Annotated in this window: 16 protein-coding genes; 9 read left to right on the top strand and 7 right to left on the bottom strand. The window is 55.9% G+C overall.

From position 1 onward, the window contains the following. Positions 1-523: 523 nt before the first annotated feature. Positions 524-1,045 (top strand): tRNA adenosine(34) deaminase TadA, encoded by a 522-nt coding sequence (gene tadA / locus CLV83_RS20320; protein WP_279387539.1) that lies wholly within the window; start codon positions 524-526, stop codon positions 1,043-1,045. Here the strand turns inward: tadA and mltF are convergent, their stop codons facing one another. Next, positions 1,046-2,545, bottom strand: coding sequence for a membrane-bound lytic murein transglycosylase MltF (gene mltF, locus CLV83_RS20315; RefSeq protein WP_132297067.1), 1,500 nt, complete (start codon positions 2,543-2,545; stop codon positions 1,046-1,048). 106 nt (positions 2,546-2,651) lie between these two features. Here mltF and purL point away from each other — a divergent pair, with 106 nt between their 5' ends. Beyond that, positions 2,652-6,554 (top strand): phosphoribosylformylglycinamidine synthase, encoded by a 3,903-nt coding sequence (purL, locus tag CLV83_RS20310; RefSeq protein WP_132297064.1) that lies wholly within the window; start codon positions 2,652-2,654, stop codon positions 6,552-6,554. A 196-nt stretch (positions 6,555-6,750) separates the two neighbouring features. Here the strand turns inward: purL and CLV83_RS20305 are convergent, their stop codons facing one another. The 3 genes from CLV83_RS20305 to CLV83_RS20295 form a co-directional block, all read right to left on the bottom strand. Beyond that, positions 6,751-7,356: an OmpA family protein gene (locus CLV83_RS20305; RefSeq protein ID WP_243642459.1), complete on the bottom strand. Its 606-nt coding sequence runs from the start codon at positions 7,354-7,356 to the stop codon at positions 6,751-6,753. Positions 7,357-7,471: 115 nt separating this feature from the next. Next, positions 7,472-7,771: a YciI family protein gene (locus CLV83_RS20300; protein ID WP_132297061.1), complete on the bottom strand. Its 300-nt coding sequence runs from the start codon at positions 7,769-7,771 to the stop codon at positions 7,472-7,474. A gap of 18 nt (positions 7,772-7,789) precedes the next feature. Next, on the bottom strand, positions 7,790-8,335 hold the full coding sequence (locus CLV83_RS20295) for a septation protein A (protein WP_132297058.1): 546 nt from the start codon (positions 8,333-8,335) through the stop codon (positions 7,790-7,792). Between the two features lie 52 nt (positions 8,336-8,387). On the opposite strand from CLV83_RS20295, the gene CLV83_RS20290 reads away from it, so the two are divergent. From CLV83_RS20290 to rluB, 4 genes are all read left to right on the top strand, one after another. Further along, positions 8,388-9,278, top strand: a complete 891-nt coding sequence (locus CLV83_RS20290) for a PHP domain-containing protein (protein WP_132297055.1) — start codon at positions 8,388-8,390, stop codon at positions 9,276-9,278. A gap of 26 nt (positions 9,279-9,304) precedes the next feature. Further along, entirely contained in the window at positions 9,305-9,931 is a 627-nt protein-coding gene (locus CLV83_RS20285) for an L-threonylcarbamoyladenylate synthase (RefSeq protein WP_132297052.1), read from the top strand. Positions 9,932-10,037: 106 nt separating this feature from the next. Continuing rightward, positions 10,038-10,430 (top strand): H-NS histone family protein, encoded by a 393-nt coding sequence (locus tag CLV83_RS20280; protein WP_132297049.1) that lies wholly within the window; start codon positions 10,038-10,040, stop codon positions 10,428-10,430. A gap of 77 nt (positions 10,431-10,507) precedes the next feature. Next, positions 10,508-11,407 carry a 23S rRNA pseudouridine(2605) synthase RluB gene (gene rluB / locus CLV83_RS20275; protein WP_132297046.1) on the top strand — a complete coding sequence of 300 codons (900 nt, stop codon included), beginning with the start codon at positions 10,508-10,510 and terminating at the stop codon, positions 11,405-11,407. A gap of 115 nt (positions 11,408-11,522) precedes the next feature. On the opposite strand, the gene CLV83_RS20270 is transcribed toward rluB, so the two are convergent. Genes CLV83_RS20270 through ubiG form a run of 3 tightly spaced genes read right to left on the bottom strand, consistent with a single transcriptional unit; the run spans position 11,523 to position 13,713 of the window. Further along, positions 11,523-12,278: a YciK family oxidoreductase gene (locus tag CLV83_RS20270; RefSeq protein WP_132297043.1), complete on the bottom strand. Its 756-nt coding sequence runs from the start codon at positions 12,276-12,278 to the stop codon at positions 11,523-11,525. A gap of 59 nt (positions 12,279-12,337) precedes the next feature. Further along, positions 12,338-12,994 carry an HAD family hydrolase gene (locus CLV83_RS20265; protein WP_132297040.1) on the bottom strand — a complete coding sequence of 219 codons (657 nt, stop codon included), beginning with the start codon at positions 12,992-12,994 and terminating at the stop codon, positions 12,338-12,340. Beyond that, complete coding sequence (gene ubiG / locus CLV83_RS20260) at positions 12,994-13,713, bottom strand: bifunctional 2-polyprenyl-6-hydroxyphenol methylase/3-demethylubiquinol 3-O-methyltransferase UbiG (RefSeq protein WP_132297037.1); 720 nt, start codon at positions 13,711-13,713, stop codon at positions 12,994-12,996. Before ubiG ends, CLV83_RS20265 begins: the two co-directional genes overlap by 1 nt. Positions 13,714-13,963: 250 nt before the next feature. Between ubiG and gyrA the strand changes: the two genes are divergently transcribed. Genes gyrA through pheA form a run of 3 tightly spaced genes read left to right on the top strand, consistent with a single transcriptional unit; the run spans position 13,964 to position 18,920 of the window. Further along, positions 13,964-16,624, top strand: a complete 2,661-nt coding sequence (gene gyrA / locus CLV83_RS20255; protein WP_132297034.1) for a DNA gyrase subunit A — start codon at positions 13,964-13,966, stop codon at positions 16,622-16,624. 57 nt (positions 16,625-16,681) lie between these two features. Beyond that, complete coding sequence (gene serC, locus CLV83_RS20250; protein ID WP_132297031.1) at positions 16,682-17,764, top strand: 3-phosphoserine/phosphohydroxythreonine transaminase; 1,083 nt, start codon at positions 16,682-16,684, stop codon at positions 17,762-17,764. A 34-nt stretch (positions 17,765-17,798) separates the two neighbouring features. After that, positions 17,799-18,920, top strand: coding sequence for a prephenate dehydratase (gene pheA / locus CLV83_RS20245; protein ID WP_132297028.1), 1,122 nt, complete (start codon positions 17,799-17,801; stop codon positions 18,918-18,920). The last annotated feature ends 16 nt before the right edge of the window (positions 18,921-18,936 follow it).

Genomic DNA, 18,936 nt, shown 5'->3' with positions numbered 1-18,936 from the left:
ATAAATTGACTGAGGGTTTGCTCGTCTTTAAGTATTCTTTTTTAGGTTATTACTCTCTGAAATTTATGGCTCTGGCCGTGCTCGCCGTATGATTTAAGGAGCTCGATATAGGTCGTGATATCTCAGCGGGCTTCATTTCTGGTTTTGTTATTGGCAACTAATACCGGTCCGATGTGCTGGCTGGCAGCAACGCCGCCGGCAACAGAAATGTCCTGGTGACTTCCTCTCTTGCCTCTCCTTCCTATTCCGATTCACAAGGCTGATTGTCGTCCACGCCAGAAGTGCCTGATAGTCTTTGCTGTCATGCCGGTTGTCTTAATCCAGATGGTAAGATCTTGCCTGTTGGTGTGTAGCTGAGCGGGTCAGGGCCCGTCGGTCGCTCGAAAGGCGCTGACCCCTTTCCCTGTTATCGGTGATGGAGTTCGTTTGAGTTAAACTTGTGGCTGGCCTGTCTCGCGGTTGTTTTGTCGTCGTGAGCCTGGGGTAGGGTAGGTGGTTAAAGCGACCGGAAGGGAGAATGTGCTTGAGTGATGCAGGTGATTATTCATCGGCAGAGTCGGATCGGCGTTGGATGGAGAAAGCTTTGGAGCTGGCAGAACGCGCAGCGGGCCTGAACGAGGTACCGGTGGGCGCTTTGGTGGTGCTCGATGGTGAGGTGGTTGGTGAGGGCTGGAATCAGCCGATCAGCAGCTGTGATCCTACCGCCCATGCCGAGATTCTTGCGCTGCGCGATGCTGCGTCCCGAGTGGGCAACTATCGTCTCGTTGGTGCAGATCTCTACGTTACTATTGAGCCGTGCTCCATGTGTGCCGGCGCTATAGTCCATGCGCGGATCCGCCGGGTAGTGTTTGGCGCCTCAGAACCTAAAGCGGGGGTGGTTTGCAGCCAGGGCTGCTTTTTCGACCAGAGCTGGTTGAACCACCGGGTACTTTGGCAGGGAGGGGTGTTGGCCCAGCGCTGCAGTGATCGTATCAGTGAATTCTTTGCCTTCCGGCGAGAGCAGAAGCGGCTCGAGCGAGAGCGTAAGCGAGCCGCAGGGGATTAATCAAAGGGTCGGTGAAGCCGGTTCTTCACTTCTTTCCTGGCGCTTTTCCTGAAGAGGGATTGCTTCCACCGGCGGCGCTTCACCACTGGCGGCGCCATGGCTGCGGCTGGCCTGTGAGACCTGCTCGGCCCAGCGCAACACTTCCATATATTTGCGGATATTAGCCACATAGGTAACGGGTTCATAACCCCGGGCGTAGCCGTATCTCAGGGTTGAGTAGTATTTCTCGTTTGCCAGCAGCGGCAGGTGTTCACGCACATGCTGCCAGTTGTCGGGGTTCTTGCCGGCACGCTGGGTGAGTATGCGTGCGTCTTCAAGATGACCGAAGCCGATATTGTAACCGGCCAGTGCGAACCAGGTATGGTCGGGCTCGGGGATACGGTCGGGGATTTTTGCCCGCACGGTGATCAGGTATTCGGCACCACCAAGAATACTCTGGTGTGGATCGGTGCGATCGGTAACGCCCACCTCTTCAGCAGCGCCGTTGGTCAACATCATGATCCCTTTAACCCCGGTGGGGGACACAGCGTCCGCTTTCCAATGTGACTCCTGGTACGCGATGGCGGCCAGCAGCAGGTGGTCTATGCCGGTTTCCTGCTCGGCCAGCATGAAATACTGTTCCAGAGGCAGGTAGCGTTCATCCAGGGCGCGGCGGAACTCGCTGGTATCGAAAAAATTGAGCTGGTTCTGGCGCGAAAAGTAACGTGCCTCGAGCCTGTCGATCAGCTTTTGAGTTTCCGGGCGCGCGAAGAAATCATCAATCGATTGTTTAAGTGAGCCGTCGTAGTGCTTAGGCAGCATCCAGGCGATCGGTTGGGGCGCTTCAAGAGCGAAGCCCTTGGCCAGGCCTGGGTAAAAGGACTTCTGTGCGTCGAAGACGGTGGAGTCCATGATGGTGAAGTCGATGGTCTCGTCGTGCACCTTGTTGAGCAGCTCGGTGGCGGCATCGTCCTCGGAGGTTTCCCACTCCAGCTCCGGATATTCGATTTTCAGCCGGGTGAGTAGCTCGGCCTGGGCGGAGTCCTCCAGTACCAGGAGCTTTTTGCCATAGAGGTCATCAATGGTTTTGGGTTGCGGCTGTCCCTGGCGCACGCGGTAGATCACCGTTGGCGCGCTCTTGCGATAGGGTGGCCCAAAGTCAAACTGCTTTTCTCGCTGCGCGGTGACGCTCAGGTTGGAAGCGGCAATATGCGCGTTGCGTTCGCGCATCGTGGTGAACAGGTCGGCAAAAGTGGGCGGTAAAATCAGCTCCATGCGCACGCCAAGATGGTCGGCAAAGGCGCGGGCAAGCTCGTACTCAAAGCCCGCGGGACGGCCTTTGTCGATGTAGTAGGTCATCGGCGTGTTGCGGGTGGCGACACGCAGGACGCCTTTCTGCTTGATCGCTTCCAGCTGGCTGGGGGTGTTGACGCTGATCACCACCAGCATGATGCCGATGACGGTCAAACCCCAGAAGTAGATCATTGCGCGAAAGTGAGGTTTCTGGCGGAGTGCAAACATCTAACTGCTCTTCTGGTTACCCTGTCCCCGATCAGGTAAAATTCGGGCCTACTTATCCGCTGTCACCGCCTGCCCTGACAGGTCTAGCAAGAGGCTCGAAACTAACATGCTCGTACTGCGTGGAGCGCCCGCTCTTTCAGCTTTCCGTCATGAGAAACTGCTTTCATCACTCAGTGATAAGCTGAACTCGGTCACCGGCGTTTATGCTGAATTCCTTCATTTCGCCGATCTGTCTGCAGATCTCGACACGCAGGAGCAGCAGGTGCTTGATCGTATCCTGCGTTACGGTCCTAATGCCAGTACTGAAGAACCAAAAGGTGATCTCTACCTGGTGGTTCCGCGCCCGGGTACGATTTCCCCCTGGTCCAGCAAGGCTACCGATATCGCTCACAACTGCGGCCTGGAAAAGGTCCTGCGTCTGGAGCGTGGCGTAGCATACTACGTGCAGAGCAATCAGCCTCTAAGTGCGGAAGATCGCGAAACCGTCATAGCGCTGATTCATGACCGTATGGTCGAAGCGGTGATGGACTCGGTAGATGCGGCTTCTGCATTGTTCCGTCATGAACAGCCGCGTCCGATGTCCAGCGTCGATGTGCTTGGCGGTGGTCGCGATGCATTGGTAAGTGCTAACAGCGAGCTGGGCCTGGCGCTGGCCGAAGACGAAATCGATTACCTGGTGCAGAGTTTTACTGAGCTGGGCCGTAACCCCAATGATGTTGAGCTGATGATGTTCGCTCAGGCGAACTCTGAACACTGTCGTCACAAGATTTTTAATGCGTCCTGGGATATCGACGGCGAAGACCAGGAGCACTCTCTGTTCGGTATGATTCGTAACACCTATAACCAGGGCGGCGAAAACGTACTCTCTGCGTATAAGGATAATGCGGCGGTAATGGTGGGCCATCACGCGGCTCGTTTCTTCCCGAATCCGGAAAGCCATGAGTACGGTTACTCGGAAGAAGATATCCACATCCTGATGAAGGTGGAAACCCACAACCACCCGACAGCGATCGCACCGTTCTCCGGTGCCGCCACCGGTTCCGGCGGCGAGATCCGTGACGAGGGCGCTACCGGCCGTGGTGCCAAGCCGAAGGCTGGTCTAACCGGCTTTACGGTGTCTGACCTGAATATCCCCGGTTTCGAACAGCCCTGGGAGTCAGGCTACGGCAAGCCAGAGCGTATCGTGTCTCCGCTGGATATCATGCTGGAAGGCCCCATCGGTGGTGCGGCGTTCAATAACGAATTTGGTCGTCCCAACCTGGTGGGTTATTTCCGTACCTTCGAACAGCAGGTTAACGGTGCTGCCGGTGATGAGGTACGCGGTTACCACAAGCCGATCATGATCGCCGGCGGTATGGGTAACATCCGTGGCGAGCATGTTGAAAAGGGTGAGATTACCGTTGGCGCCAAGCTGATCTGTCTGGGTGGCCCGGCGATGCTGATCGGCCTCGGCGGCGGTGCGGCTTCTTCTATGTCATCCGGTAGCTCTTCCGCTGATCTGGACTTCGCTTCCGTTCAGCGTGGCAACCCGGAGCTGGAGCGCCGCTGTCAGGAAGTGATCGATGCCTGCTGGCAGCTGGGTGACGTTAACCCGGTAGCCTTCATTCATGACGTAGGTGCCGGTGGTCTGTCCAACGCCTTCCCGGAGCTGGTTAAAGACGGTGGCCGCGGCGGTAACTTTAACCTGCGCAACGTGAATAACGACGAGCAGGGCATGTCTCCACTGGAGATCTGGTGTAACGAAGCCCAGGAGCGTTACGTGCTGGCGGTTAAGCCGGAAGACCTGGCCCGCTTCGAAGCGATCTGTGAGCGTGAGCGCTGCCCGTACGCGGTCGTCGGCGAAGCCACCGAAGACCATCATCTGACCCTTGGTGATACTCACTTCGAGAACAAGCCAGTGGATCTGCCGATGAGCGTGCTGTTCGGCAAGCCGCCGAAGATGCATCGCAGCGTTCAGCGCATCGCTTACGAAGTGCCTGAGTTTGACGCTGCCAAAATCGATATGGGCGATGCCATTGAACGTGTTCTCAAGCTGCCGGCAGTCGCTTCCAAGTCTTTCCTTATTACTATTGGCGACCGCTCCATCACCGGTCAGGTGGCTCGCGATCAGATGGTGGGTCCCTGGCAGGTGCCTGTAGCTGACTGTGCTGTTACCACCATCGGTTACGAAACCTATGCTGGTGAGGCGATGGCGATGGGCGAGCGTACGCCGCTGGCTCTGATCGATGCACCGGCCTCTGGCCGTATGGCGATCGGTGAAACCCTGACCAACCTGGCGGGTGCTCCGATCAGTGATATCGCCGATATCAAACTGTCCGCTAACTGGATGTGTGCCGCCGGTCACCCGGGTGAAGACGAAAAGCTGTATGACACCGTGAAGGCGGTGGGTATGGAGCTTTGCCCGCAGCTGGGTATCACCATCCCGGTGGGTAAGGACTCCATGTCCATGCGTACCGTCTGGCAGGATGGCGATGAGCAGAAGAGCGTTACTGCGCCGATGTCATTGATCATCTCCGGCTTTGCGCCGGTGACCGATGCCCGTGCTGTGCTGACACCGCAGCTGCGCACCGATAAGGGTGAAACCGATCTGGTGTTGCTGGATCTGGGTAACGGTCAGAACCGTCTCGGTCTCTCCGCCCTGGCGCAGGTGTATAACGAAGTAGGTCGTGATGTTCCGGATGTGGATGATGCCGACCAGCTGGCGACCTTCTTTGCCGCGGTGCAGGAGCTTAACAAGCAGGGTCTGCTGCTGGCTTACCACGACCGCGCTGATGGTGGTCTGCTCGCTACCGTTGCCGAGATGGCTTTCGCCGGCCATACCGGTGTGGACCTGAGCCTGGATCTGCTGGCGTCCTCCAGCGATGAGCTGGTTGCGGCTCTGTTTGCCGAAGAGCTGGGTGCAGTGGTTCAGGTGCGTCGCGAAGATACCGAAAAGGTTCTGACCGAACTGAATGCCGCAGGTCTTGGCGATGCGGCCAAGGTGATCGGTACGCTGAACCCGGATGATCAGCTGAACATCTTCTTCGATGAAGAGGAAGTGTTCTCCGCCAGTCGCATTGAGCTGCATCGCTGGTGGGCGGAAACCTCTTACCGCATGCAGGCGCTGCGTGATAACACCGCCTGTGCGCAGCAGGAGTTTGACGCGCTGCTCGATAGCAAAGATCCGGGTCTGAATGCCGAGCTGACATTCGATATCAACGAAAACATCGCAGCACCGTTCATTGCCACTGGCGCCAAGCCGAAAGTGGCAGTGCTGCGCGAGCAGGGTGTTAACGGCCAGATCGAGATGGCTGCTGCCTTCGATCGTGCAGGCTTCGCGGCTGTGGATGTGCATATGAGCGATATCCTCGGCGGTAAGGTCACCCTGGACGAGTTCAAGGGGCTGGTCGCCTGTGGCGGTTTCTCCTACGGTGATGTTCTCGGCGCCGGTGAGGGCTGGGCCAAGTCGATCCTGTTCAACGCTCGTGCCCGTGAGCAGTTCACAGGCTTCTTCCAGCGTGAAGATACCATTGCGCTGGGTGTCTGCAACGGCTGTCAGATGCTCTCCAACCTGAATGAGCTAATCCCGGGTGCCGAGCAGTGGCCGCACTTTGTGCGTAACCAGTCGGAGCAGTTTGAGGCGCGTGTTGCCATGGTTGAAGTGCAGTCTTCACCGTCCGTGTTCTTCGAAGGTATGGTCGGTTCACGTATGCCGATCGCGGTTGCTCACGGTGAAGGTCGCGCCGAGTTCCGTAATGCGGAGCATCTGGCGGCTATGGAAAACTCAGGTGCCGTGGCCCTGCGTTACGTGGATAACCGAGGTGAGCTGACCACCCGTTATCCGTTCAACCCGAATGGTTCGCCGAACGGTATCAGTGGTCTGACTACTCCAGATGGTCGTGTAACCATCATGATGCCGCACCCTGAGCGCGTATTCCGTGCGATCCAGAATTCCTGGGCGCCGGACGAGTGGCAGGAAGATGGTGCCTGGATGCGTATGTTCCGTAACGCGCGAGTCCGCCTGGGCTAAGCGCTTATTTGAGTGAGCTATAAAAAGGCGACCATTGGTCGTCTTTTTTGTGTTTATAGATGCTCAGCTGGAAGTACCCGTACAGCGTTTATCAGCTGTTGATTCCTGCCAAAACTCTTGATGATCAGGGTGCAGTTCTGAAGTATGGGCATAAAAAAAGCCGGCAGATGCCGGCTTTTCTATGGGCGCGTAGATCTTACTGTTCTACGCGCTTAGTACCCAGGATTTCAACGTCTACACGACGGTCCGGACGCAGGCAAGCGATCAGCTCAGCACCGCGGCCTGTGCAGTTAGCAACCGGGGCAGATTCACCCAGGAAGCCGATGCTCATTTTGCTGGAGTCTACACCAGCGTCAGCCAGTTCGGCTGCAACTGCTTCCGCACGACGCTTGGACAGCTGCTGGTTGTATTCGCTAGCACCGATCGGGTCAGCGTGACCGACCAGATTTACTTCTTCCAGGCTGGACAGGGTGCCGATGTAGTTAACGATGTTGGTAGTATCGCCAACTTCGGTGCTGTCGAAGTCGAAGTACAGAGCAAATTTCTTGGTATCGTCTACCATGGAAACGACCGGAGCTGCCGGAGCCGGAGCTTCAGTTTCAGCCATGGCAACTTTGCCATCACATCCTACGACTGCTTTGTCTTCAGTCCAGGATGAGTTGTGCCAGCAATCACCAAAGCTGTTACGCCAGATAGTCTCGGCGCTGTTGGTAACGTAACCAGCGTTTTCTTCGTGAGCCTGGGCCAGTGATGCCCCCATCGCCAAAGTCAGGCCCGCCGCAATCGCAAATTTCTTCATCATCATCATATCCTTGTGACAGTCTTCATCGATTTGTCTACAACGTATAGACCATTAGTATTGAATTTTCCTTAATCCTGGTAAATACCTTTTTCGTCCTTATTTTAACAGTTTTGCATCAAGGCAGAACTTTTTTGAACGGTTTGACGCTCACACTTTTGTATACGCCCGCGGCGAAATACGGATCAGCGTCAGCCCAGCCTTTGGCTTCTTCCAATGAATCGAACTCCGCAATAATCATGCTGCCGGTAAATCCGGCAGGACCCGGGTCCTCGCTATCCGTCGCTGGGCAGGGGCCTGCGATCAGCAGTTTACCCTGCTCCTTAAGCCTTTCCAGTCGAGCTAGATGGTCCGACCGGGTTTCCAGGCGTTTGTTCAATGAGTTCTCGTTATCCTCGGCTACAATAGCGTAATACATGAATGTGACCCGAAAAAGTTAGTCTTCGTTTGGCTGTTGTGGCATGTGTCGGGATATGTAAACCCCCTGTGCCAGAATAAAAAGCAGCGTTAAGCCGAGCATTCCGAACAACTTAAAGTTGACCCAAGTATCCTCGCTAAAGCTGTACGCTACAATCAGATTAATAACACCCATGGCTAGAAAAAACATGACCCAGCCCATGTTTAGGCGGCGCCAGGTCTGCTGAGCGAGCTCAATGCTGTTTTCCATCAGCCGCTGAACCACGGTTTTGCTGCCGATAAAATGACTGCCGAGGAAGGCTACGCCGAATAACCAGTTAACGATTGTGGGTTTCCATTGAATAAAAGCTTTGTCATGGAACACGATGGTTGCGCCGCCGAGCAGGACAACAAGTACCAGGGTAACAAGTTGCATTTTTTCGATGCGGTGTTGTTTAAACCAGGTATATGCCATCTGGGCGAGGGTTGCAGGGATCAGCACCGCAGTGGCGAGAATGATGTCCCCTGTCATCTTGTAAACGACAAAAAAGACGATAACAGGCAGGAAATCGAGTAAGATTTTCATAGTATCCACGGGTATTTGTTTAATCTCCTAGTATAAAGGCCCCCTGATTAGAGTGAAACCATCCGCCTACGATCTGCATTCTCACAGTACTGCCTCGGATGGCGCGCTTTCTCCCGCCGCTTTGGTAGAGGCTGCCTACGCAGCGGGGGTGCGCCAATTTGCGCTGACAGACCATGACACTCTAGAAGGCCTCTACGAGGCGCGGGAAGCAGCTAGGCAGCACTCGGATATGGAGTTCTTCCCCGGTGTTGAATTGACCTGTTTGTGGCAGCGTCGAGTGATCCATCTATTGGGGATCGGTATTGATACGGAAGCGTCTCAATGCGCGGACTATATGGCCAGGTTAAGGCGTCTGCGTGATGAGAGAGCAGAAAAAATAGCGGAAAAACTAGAGAAAAAAGGGTTGCCGAACCTGCTTGCGGAAGCCCAGGAAAATGCCGGGGATGGGCAGATCGGACGGCCTCATTTTGCCCAGGCGATGTTAAAGCGCGGCATGGTTTCGACGCCTCAGCAGGCGTTTGATCTTTGGTTGGGGGCTGGCAAGGCCGGGGATGTAAAAGCGGAGTGGCCTTCATTGGAGGAGGCGGTGCAGCTGGTGAAGTCTGCCGGCGGTTACGCCCTGGTGGCGCACCCGACGAAATATAAGCTGACATTCACCCGGCTCAGGGCGCTAACGGATGATCTGGTTGCTGCGGGCGGTGACGGCCTTGAGGTGAGTTACCCCGGAGTAACACCAAACCATCTGCGTGACCTGCTTAACCTGGCGGAGCGCAAGTCCCTGGTTATCTCTGCAGGCAGTGACTTTCATTCGCCGGAACAGCGCTGGACGGCACTGGGGCGTTTTCCGTCCTTCGAGGGCGGGCGCCACTTGCTAAGCTATTTATCGCAAGATCCGTTTTCCGAAAAAGTAGCGACTGATCCATCTTCCCGGTCGCTATCTTAAGTATGAGCAGTTTACAGGAGTCTGCAGTGAGTCAGTTTTTTCAGATACACCCGGTGAATCCGCAGGCTCGTTTGATTGAGCAGGCGGCAGAGATAATAAGATCAGGCGGTGTGGTGGTTTATCCCACGGACTCGGCTTATGCGCTCGGCTGTCATCTTGGTGACAAAAAAGCCGTTGATCGCATAAAGCGCATTCGCCAGTTGGATGATAAGCATAACTTTACCCTGGTATGTGGCGATTTGTCCGAATTGGCGACTTATGCGAAGGTGGATAATCAGGCCTTTCGTGCTATTAAAGCCCACACGCCGGGTCAGTATACTTTTATTCTCAATGCGACCAGTGAGGTTCCTCGTCGCTTGCTGCATCCGAAAAGGCGGACAATTGGTATCCGTATACCGGATAACCCGATTGCTTTGGCGCTTGCCGATGCATTGCGCGAGCCGATAATGAGCACAACGCTTATTTTGCCTGGCGATGATATTCCGCTCACTGATCCTTACGAAATACGCGATCTTCTCCAGAATCAGGTCGACTTGGTTATCGATGGTGGCTACTGTGGAATGGAAGCTACAACCGTGATCAGTCTGTTAAACGAATTGCCGGAAGTGACGCGTCAGGGGGCGGGGGATAGCTCGGTTTTTGAAGCGTATTAAAATAGAACGAATGTCAGGCGAAAAATTAATCTCAAATTCTTGCAAATAATCGTTTATTAACGATAATTGCCAGTATGTTTAAAAACGAACAGTTGAAGAGATTAAAATGACAGATTTCATCAAAACACTTACCCGGAAAAACTCTCTCCGTAAGCAGACTCAGGAACTGGGTGTTGCAGAAATCGAAAAGGTTATGTCTGACCTGACCGATATTCTCGAAGAGCGTCGTGCTGACGAAGCCGCTCAGGCCGAAGCTGAAGCGGCCAAGGTTGCTGCGATCGAAGCGATTCGCAAGCAGATGATGGAATCGGGGGTTGCACTGGAAGAGCTGGCGGAGCAGGTTGACTCTTCTCCGCGTAAGAGCGTTAAAGCCAAATACGTTATCAATGTTGACGGTGAAGAGCATTACTGGTCCGGCCGTGGCCGTACTCCGGTTGTCTTCGCTGACTACATGAAAGAAAACGGCATCAGCAAAGATCAGCTGCCGACGGTAAACTGATCTACTCTATATAGATGAAATCCAAAGCTCTTCGGCTTGCAGGCTGAAGAGCTTTTTTAGTTTGAGGCGACGTCAGAATGCAAGATGAAAAGCTGCAAAAGGTTTTGGCGCGCTCCGGTTTGGGCTCACGTCGTGAGATGGAGCGTTATATTAGTGAAGGGCGGGTTGCGGTTAACGGTGAAACGGCGCAACTGGGTGATCGAGTAAAAGAGGGCGACCAGGTTTCCGTCGATGGGCGTTCAGTTTCCCTTGTATATTCATCTGACAGCCCTTGTCGAGTTCTCATTTATAACAAACCCGTAGGTGAGGTTTGTACCCGTCACGACCCGGAAGGTCGGCCGACAGTTTTCGATAACCTGCCGCCTTTGAAGGTTGGGCGGTGGATCGTTATCGGGCGTCTGGATATAAATACCACCGGTTTGTTGATATTTACTACCGATGGCGAGCTGGCGAACCGCATGATGCACCCGTCGGCTAATATCGATCGCGAATATGCGGTGCGCGTGTTGGGTGACGTAAATGAGCAGATGCTTGAACACCTGAAAAAAGGCGTTTTGCTCGAAGACGGCATGGCTAACTTTAGTGATGTTCGTTACTTCGATGGTGAAGGTGCCAATAAGTGGTATCACTGTGTGGTGATGGAAGGGCGTAACCGTGAGGTACGTCGACTTTGGGAATCTCAGGGGCTTCAGGTGAACCGTCTGAAGCGAGTGCGCTTCGGTCCCGTATTCCTGCCCAGTGACGTCAAGGTTGGAACCTGGCGTGAGTTGGGAGGCAAGGAAATTAACGTGCTGCGCGACGAGCTCGGTCTAGACCGGGTTCAGAGCCAGGTAAGAAGCCGTGAAGAGCAGGTTGAGGAAAAACGCCGTTACAGCCGCCAGCGTGCCCGTCAGAGTACGGAGTCAAAAGTGGTAGAGCAGCGCAGCCACAAGGCTAAAGCTCGCTCCGTCGGCCGTCGTGTAGGTAAAAAGCGTTAAGACTGCAATAACGCGTGGTCAGTAGTAAAAAAGCGCCGCCTGGTTGGTTTCAGGCGGCGCTTTTTGTTGCTGGGCCTCGTGGCTTGGAGTCGTTCTTGCAGTTTGGTATTTCCGCTCAAGCGGAGCCATCACCCTGTGCATCCAGTGACTGACCGTTTACCGCTTTGCTTTCACTGCCCATCAGATAAAGATAAACCGGCATGATCTCTTTCGGTGTAGGATTAGTCTCCGGTGCTTCGGCCGGGTAAGCATAGGCTCTCATGGAGGTGCGGGTAGCGCCGGGGTTGATGCAGTTGACGCGAACGGAGGAGATGTTTTCCAGTTCGTCCGCCATTACCTGTGCCATTCCCTCGGTAGCGAATTTGGATACCGCGTAGGCGCCCCAGTGTGCGCGACCTTTGCGGCCGACGCCAGATGAGGTGAAGATCACGCTGGCATCGTCGGAGCGGCGTAGCAGTGGCATCAGCGTCTGTGTCAGCAGGAAGGGAGCGTTAAGGTTTACCTGCATCACCTGCTGCCAGATGATCGGGTCGTAACTTTCCAGCGAGGTTCGAAGTCCCAGCACTCCGGCGTTATGCAGGATGCCGTCGAGGCGGCCAAACGTCTCTTCCAGCTGGTTGGTCAGCTCGATGTAATCGTGTTCGGCGGCGGTTTCCAGGTTCATCGGTACGATGGCAGGCTGTGGATAACCCTGAGCTTCGAGTTCATCGTAAACCTGCTCCAGCTTTTCCAGGGTCCGTCCCAGCAGTATCACCGTTGCACCGTGAGAGGCGTAAGCGTGAGCAGCCGCCTTGCCAATACCATCACCGGCGCCGGTGACGAGGATAATGCGACCGGTTAATAGTTCCTGCGGTGCGTCGTATGTAAACATCGTGTAACTGCTTCCTTATATAGCCTGTGAAGGTGGACTTCATCCTGCACTGATTAACGTCAGTTTAGCAGCGCACTCAGTTCCCGAGTATCTTCGATGATCAGGTCTGCGCCCCAGAGTCTTGGATTGTCGTTCGCATGAATATATCCCCAGAGGCAGGCGGCTGTGGTCATGCCAGCCCTGCGTCCCGCTTCGATATCGCGCTGATGGTCACCCAGGTATAAGGCTTCAGAGGGCGGGCATGCCAGCTGCTCGCAGGCGAGTAGCAGGGATTCAGGGTCTGGTTTGCGCTGTTTTACATGCTCTGGGCAGATCAGTGTCGCGCAGCGATGGGTCAGGTCGAGCTTGTCCAGAATGCTAAGGCAGAATCGTTCAGGCTTGTTGGTAACGATCCCCCAGGGGATCGCGCGCCGCTCGAGTCGCTCAAGCATGCTATTCAGTTCCGGGAAGAGTGTGGCGGCTACCATGCTGTGCTGCTGGTAAAGGGAAAGAAACTCCTCCAGCAGCAGGTTGGTTTCAGGTGCGTCTGCAGGCAGGTTAAAGGCGAAGCAGACCATGGAGCGGGCGCCATCGGAAACATGCTGGCGAAAACCTTTGCGATCCACTGCTGGCAGTTTTCTATCTGCCAGCATTTTGTCGATGACCCAGTAGAAATCCAGTGCGCTGTCGAGCAGTGTGCCGTCCAGATCAAAGAGCACCGCCCGGTAGCCTGGCATCAGGTCTCGTCCTTCTGGGTCGCGATCATGTAGTTGACGCTGACATCCTGGCTGTCCAGGCGGTAGGTGCGCGTCAGTGGGTTGTAAACAAGCCCGGACATCTCGCGGATCGACAGTTTGCTATGCCGGATCCATTCGCCGAGTTCGGCGGGCTGGATGAATTTCTTGAAGTTGTGGGTGCCATTCGGTACGAGCTTCAGAACTCTCTCGGCGCCGAGAATGGCGAACAGATAACTCTTGGGGTTGCGGTTAAGCGTTGAGAAAAACAGCATACCCCCCGGTTTTGCCAGGCGGGCGCAGGCATCGATGATCGAGGCCGGATCCGGCACGTGCTCGAGCATCTCCATGCAGGTGACCACATCAAAGGATGCGGGCTCTTCGGCCGCAAGCTCTTCAACTGTCACCTGGCGATAGCGAACCTGGACACCGCTTTCGAGACCATGAAGCTTCGCGACCTTCAGCGGAGCTTCGCCCATATCGATGCCGGTAACCTCGGCTCCGCGTTTGGCCATGGACTCGGACAGGATGCCGCCGCCGCAGCCCACGTCCAGCACGCGTTTACCCGCCAGGGGGGCGATGCGGTCTATAAAGCCGACGCGCAGAGGGTTGATGTCGTGTAGTGGCTTGAACTCACTGTCTCTGTCCCACCAGCGGCTGGCCAGCTCCTCGAACTTGGCGATTTCCGCCGGGTCGATATTCTGTGCCTGTTTTTCGTTCATGGGCGTGTTCTCAACTCTATTCTCGACAGGGCTTCTCGACTGGGCAGTCGGAGGCGCAAAGCCGGCATTCTAGCACCGCTGTGTGGGGGCGGAAAATTCACAGTTGCGGCTGCATTGGTATCGGTTACTCAATTGTTATTTGAGCCAGGTGGGTGGGAGTTAAAGGATTATCAATGTGATATACTCGCGCGGTTAAAAATTACAGCGGATTTCCAGCTGTAGGCCTTAAGAACCAAGGAATGCTGAGCGAATGGGTGATCTAGCCAAAGAAGTTCTGCCAGTCAATATCGAAGATGAGCTGAAGCAGTCTTATCTCGACTACGCGATGAGCGTTATCGTCGGCCGGGCACTGCCCGACGTGCGCGACGGCTTGAAGCCGGTGCACCGCCGCGTGCTCTTCGCCATGAACGAGTTGAATAACGACTGGAACAAGCCGTACAAGAAGTCCGCCCGTGTAGTCGGGGATGTGATCGGTAAATACCACCCTCACGGCGATAGCGCGGTGTATGACACCATCGTACGTATGGCGCAGGACTTCTCCATGCGCTATATGCTGGTCGATGGTCAGGGTAACTTCGGCTCGGTAGATGGCGACTCGGCGGCAGCAATGCGTTACACCGAGATCCGTATGGCGAAGATCTCTCACGAGTTGCTTGCTGACCTGGATAAAGAAACCGTCGACTACGTTGATAACTACGACGGTACCGAGCGTATTCCCGCCGTACTGCCGACCCGTGTGCCTAATCTGCTGGTGAACGGCTCTGCCGGTATCGCGGTGGGTATGGCGACTAATATCCCGCCGCACAACCTGGGTGAAGTGGTTCGTGGCTGTATCGAGCTGATCAACAACCCGGACCTGACCATCGATGATCTGATGGAGTTTATCCCCGGTCCAGACTTCCCCACCGGCGGTATTATCAATGGCCGCGCTGGCATCCTGCAGGCGTACCGCACCGGCCGCGGCCGTATCTATGTGCGGGCCAAGCACCATGTGGAAGATCATCCCAAGAATGGCCGGCCGATGCTGGTCATCACCGAGATTCCTTATCAGCTCAACAAGGCGCGTCTGATCGAAAAGATCGCCGAGCTGGTTAAAGAGAAGAAGCTTGAGGGAATCAGCGAACTGCGTGATGAGTCCGATAAGGACGGTATGCGCATCGTGATCGAGCTGCGTCGCGGTGAAGTACCGGAAGTGATCATCAACAACCTGTTTGCCCAGACTGCGCTGCAGAGCGTATTCGGCATCAACATGGTGGCACTGGTCGACGGTCAGCCGAAGATTCTCGATCTCAAGGGCACGCTTGAGTGCTTCATTCGTCACCGCCGTGAAGTGGTCACTCGTCGTACCGTTTATGAACTGCGCAAGGCTCGCGAGCGTGGCCATGTGCTGGAAGGCCTCGCGGTGGCGCTGGCCAATATCGACCCGGTAATCGAACTGATCAAGGCGTCGCCGACACCGGCGGAAGCGAAAGAGAAACTGATCGAAACGCCTTGGGCGCCGGGCTCTGTGCTCGATATGCTTGAGCGTGCTGGCGAAGATGCCTGCCGTCCGGACGATCTTGAGCCGCAGTTTGGTATGCATGACGGCAACTATCACCTGTCGCCGGTTCAGGCGCAGGCGATCCTGGATCTGCGACTGCACCGCCTTACTGGCCTTGAGCATGAAAAGCTGCTCGGCGAGTACCGTGAACTGATCGAGAAGATCGCGGAGCTGCTGGAAATCCTGGGTTCCTACGAGCGTCTGATGGAAGTGATCCGTGAAGAGCTCGAAGCGATTGTTGCCGAGTACGCTGATGAGCGTCGTACCGAGATCCAGGCTTCCATGCAGGATCTGACCGTGGCGGATCTGATCACCGAAGAGGATATGGTGGTCACCATCTCCCACGGTGGTTACGCCAAGACTCAGCCACTGACCGCCTATCAGGCTCAGCGCCGTGGCGGTAAGGGTAAATCTGCGACCGCAATGAAAGATGAAGACTTCATCGAGCATCTGCTGATCGCCAATACCCATGACACCATTCTCTGCTTCACCAACCACGGTAAGGTCTACTGGCGTAAGGTCTACGAGATTCCGCCCGCCAGCCGTACCTCCCGCGGTCGCCCGGTGGTCAACATCCTGCCGCTGGCAGAAGGTGAGTGGATCAGCACGATTCTGCCAGTGAAAGAGTTTGACTCCGAGCGCTTCATCTTTATGGCTACCGCCAACGGTACGGTCAAGAAGACGCCGCTCGAAGCCTTCTCCCGCCCGCGTAGCACCGGCCTGATTGCGCTGGATATCGTCGATGGTGACCGTCTGATCGGTGCGTCCATTACCAGCGGACATGACGACATCATGCTGACCACCAGCGCCGGTAAGGCGATCCGCTTCAACGAGGCGGACGTGCGCTCCATGGGTCGTACCGCCCGTGGTGTGCGTGGTGTGAAGATGGATGACAACACCAAGGTGATCTCGCTGATCATTCCGCGTGAGGGTGGTCGAGTGCTGACCGCGTCCGTCAAAGGTTATGGTAAGCAGACCGCCGTTGAAGACTTCCCGCTACGTGGTCGTGGCGGCCAGGGTGTTATCGCCATGCAGTGCACCGAGCGTAACGGTGAGCTGGCCGGCGCCGTGCAGGTGATGGAGGGCGATGACGTCATGCTGATCAGTGATCGTGGCACTCTGGTGCGTACCCGTTCCGAGGAAATCTCGGTACTGGGTCGTAACACCCAGGGTGTGATGCTTATCCGTCTGGGTGACGAGGAAAAACTCTCGGGTATCGCCCGTATCGAAGAGCCCGATGAAGAGGAACTCGACGCGGAAGCGGTTGCTGTGACGGACGCCGAAGGCGCTGCGCCGGAGGCTGATGCCGGTGAAGACAGTAGCGCGGGAAGCGCTGAAGACAGTGGCGAAGACAGTACGCCCGAAGAGTGATAAAAGCGGGGCCTCAGGGCCCCGTTGCTGCATCTATTTCTGGAGTTGATACAGAGCATGACACGTAAACATAACTTCAGTGCAGGCCCGGCCGCACTACCCCTGGAAGTACTTGAACAGGCCCAGAGCGAAATGCTCGACTGGCAGGGGCGCGGCCTCTCCGTGATGGAGATGAGCCACCGGGATAAAGCCTTTGTGGAAGTGGCGGAAACCGCCGAGCAGGATCTGCGTGATCTGCTGTCGATTCCTGCCAACTACAAGGTGCTGTTCCTGCAGGGCGGCGCCACCAGCCAATTCGGCATGGTGCCGATGAATCTGCTGCGTGGCCGTGACAGCGCCGACTACATCAATACCGGTGTCTGGTCGCGTAAGGCGATCAGGGAAGCGTCTCGTTACGCCAATATCGCTCAGGCGGGCAGTACCGAAGCCCAGGGTTATACCCGCGCCCCCACCCAGGCTGAGCTGCAGTTGAACCCGGCGGCGGCCTATGTCCACTACACCACCAACGAAACTATCGGCGGTGTTGAGTTCGATTATGTGCCCGAGACTGGTGACGTACCGCTGGTGGCGGATATGTCGTCCGATATTCTTGCGCGCCCGATCGATGTCAGCCGTTATGGTCTGATCTACGCAGGTGCCCAGAAGAATATCGGTCCCGCCGGCCTGACGGTGGTGATCGTGCGTGAAGATCTGCTCGGCAACACCCTGGCCGGGACGCCGACCATGTTCGACTACAAGGTCCACGCCGATGCTGACTCCATGAACAACACGCCGCCGACCTTTGCCTGGTACATGACTGGCCTGGTGTTCAAGTGGCTCAAGGCTCAGGGTGGTGTTGAGGCGATGGCCGTGCGTAACCAGCGCAAGGCAGAGAAGCTGTACGCGGCGATCGATGCGTCCGACTTCTTCGCCAACCCCATTGATCCCGTTAACCGTTCACTGATGAATGTGCCGTTTACTCTGGCTGACAGTGCGTTGGATGGACGTTTCCTGCAGGAGGCGGAAGCTAACGGGCTGCTTAACCTGAAGGGGCACCGTTCTGTAGGCGGCATGCGTGCCAGCATCTACAACGCGGTACCCGAAGAGTCGGTCGATGCGCTGATCACCTTCATGCACGAATTTGAACGAACTGCTGGCTAAGGGTAAAGAGTGCGGTTCGTTCCGCGGAGAAACGATGAGCGATAGCAAACTACAACAGGAGCAGCGGGAGCAGGAGCAGGCGCTGGGTAAGGTGCGTGATCGAATCGATGAGATCGACCGCGAGATCCACCGCCTGCTGAACGAGCGTGCCCGTTGCGCCCAGACCGTGGCCGAGATCAAGACCAAGGGTGGTACCGAAGCGGCGGTGTTCTATCGCCCCGAGCGTGAAGCCCAGGTGCTGCGCAAGGTGATGTCCCGTAACGAGGGGCCGTTGCCGGATCAGGAGGTGGCGCGCCTGTTTCGTGAGGTGATGTCGGTTTGCCTGGCGCTGGAGCAGCCGCTCAATGTGGTGTTTCTTGGCCCGGAGGCGAACTTTACCCAACAGGCGGCGCTGAAACACTTTGGCCATTCGGTGCGCTGCAGTGCGCTGGATAACCTTGAGGCGGTCTTCCGCGATGTGGAAGCGGGCCATGCGAACTACGGTGTGGTGCCGATCGAAAACGCCGAAGATGGCGTCGTTAATCACGCCCTCGATCTGTTCAGCCGCTTTAACCTCGGTATCTGTGGTGAGGTGGAGCTGAGTACTCACCAGCATCTGCTGATGGTGGATTCCGCGGAGCTCGATAAGCTCGAAGTGATCTACGCGCACCCCTTTGCGATCAATCAGTGCCGTCACTGGATCGATGCTCGTTGCGGAAATCTGAAATGCGTTGAGGTTGAGTCAAATGCCGAGGCTGCTCGTCGGGCGGCCGAGTCCAGCACAGCTGCGGCAATTGGCGGTGATATAGCCGCCGATCTTTTCAACCTTAAGGTGGTTCAGTCAAATATCGAAGATCAGCCGGACAATCGCACACGCTATCTCGTGGTAGGTCGCCAGGCGGTGGGCGCCAGTGGTCAGGATAAGACATCTATTCTGCTCATGGCCCATGATCGCCCAGGGGCGCTGTACGAACTGCTGGAGCCTTTCCGTAAGCGCAATATCAGCCTGACCCGGGTGGAAAGCCGCGCGGCGCCGCAATCAACCTGGGATATGCTTTTCTATGTTGATTTCGAAGGCCATGAGGACAGCGCAGAAGTGGCTGAGTTGCTGCAGGAACTGGAGTCTGGTTCTGTTGAGCTGAAGCGTCTGGGATCCTATCCAAAGGCCGTTTTGTAGAGATTGAGAGTGTTGT

It is taken from the genome of Marinobacterium mangrovicola, assembly GCF_004339595.1.
In the GTDB taxonomy this organism is placed as follows: Bacteria; Pseudomonadota; Gammaproteobacteria; order Pseudomonadales; family Balneatricaceae; genus Marinobacterium_D; species Marinobacterium_D mangrovicola.
This window is presented reverse-complemented; position numbering and strand designations above follow the sequence as displayed.

Bases quoted from the DNA above. Each gene is read 5' to 3' on its own strand.
- mltF (WP_132297067.1), bottom strand. From the start codon at position 2,545: ATGTTTGCACTCCGCCAGAAACCTCACTTTCGCGCAATGATCTACTTC.
- purL (WP_132297064.1), top strand. From the start codon at position 2,652: ATGCTCGTACTGCGTGGAGCGCCCGCTCTTTCAGCTTTCCGTCATGAG.
- CLV83_RS20305 (WP_243642459.1), bottom strand. From the start codon at position 7,356: ATGATGAAGAAATTTGCGATTGCGGCGGGCCTGACTTTGGCGATGGGG.
- CLV83_RS20300 (WP_132297061.1), bottom strand. From the start codon at position 7,771: ATGTATTACGCTATTGTAGCCGAGGATAACGAGAACTCATTGAACAAA.
- CLV83_RS20295 (WP_132297058.1), bottom strand. From the start codon at position 8,335: ATGAAAATCTTACTCGATTTCCTGCCTGTTATCGTCTTTTTTGTCGTT.
- CLV83_RS20280 (WP_132297049.1), top strand. From the start codon at position 10,038: ATGACAGATTTCATCAAAACACTTACCCGGAAAAACTCTCTCCGTAAG.
- rluB (WP_132297046.1), top strand. From the start codon at position 10,508: ATGCAAGATGAAAAGCTGCAAAAGGTTTTGGCGCGCTCCGGTTTGGGC.
- CLV83_RS20270 (WP_132297043.1), bottom strand. From the start codon at position 12,278: ATGTTTACATACGACGCACCGCAGGAACTATTAACCGGTCGCATTATC.
- CLV83_RS20265 (WP_132297040.1), bottom strand. From the start codon at position 12,994: ATGCCAGGCTACCGGGCGGTGCTCTTTGATCTGGACGGCACACTGCTC.
- ubiG (WP_132297037.1), bottom strand. From the start codon at position 13,713: ATGAACGAAAAACAGGCACAGAATATCGACCCGGCGGAAATCGCCAAG.
- gyrA (WP_132297034.1), top strand. From the start codon at position 13,964: ATGGGTGATCTAGCCAAAGAAGTTCTGCCAGTCAATATCGAAGATGAG.
- serC (WP_132297031.1), top strand. From the start codon at position 16,682: ATGACACGTAAACATAACTTCAGTGCAGGCCCGGCCGCACTACCCCTG.
- pheA (WP_132297028.1), top strand. From the start codon at position 17,799: ATGAGCGATAGCAAACTACAACAGGAGCAGCGGGAGCAGGAGCAGGCG.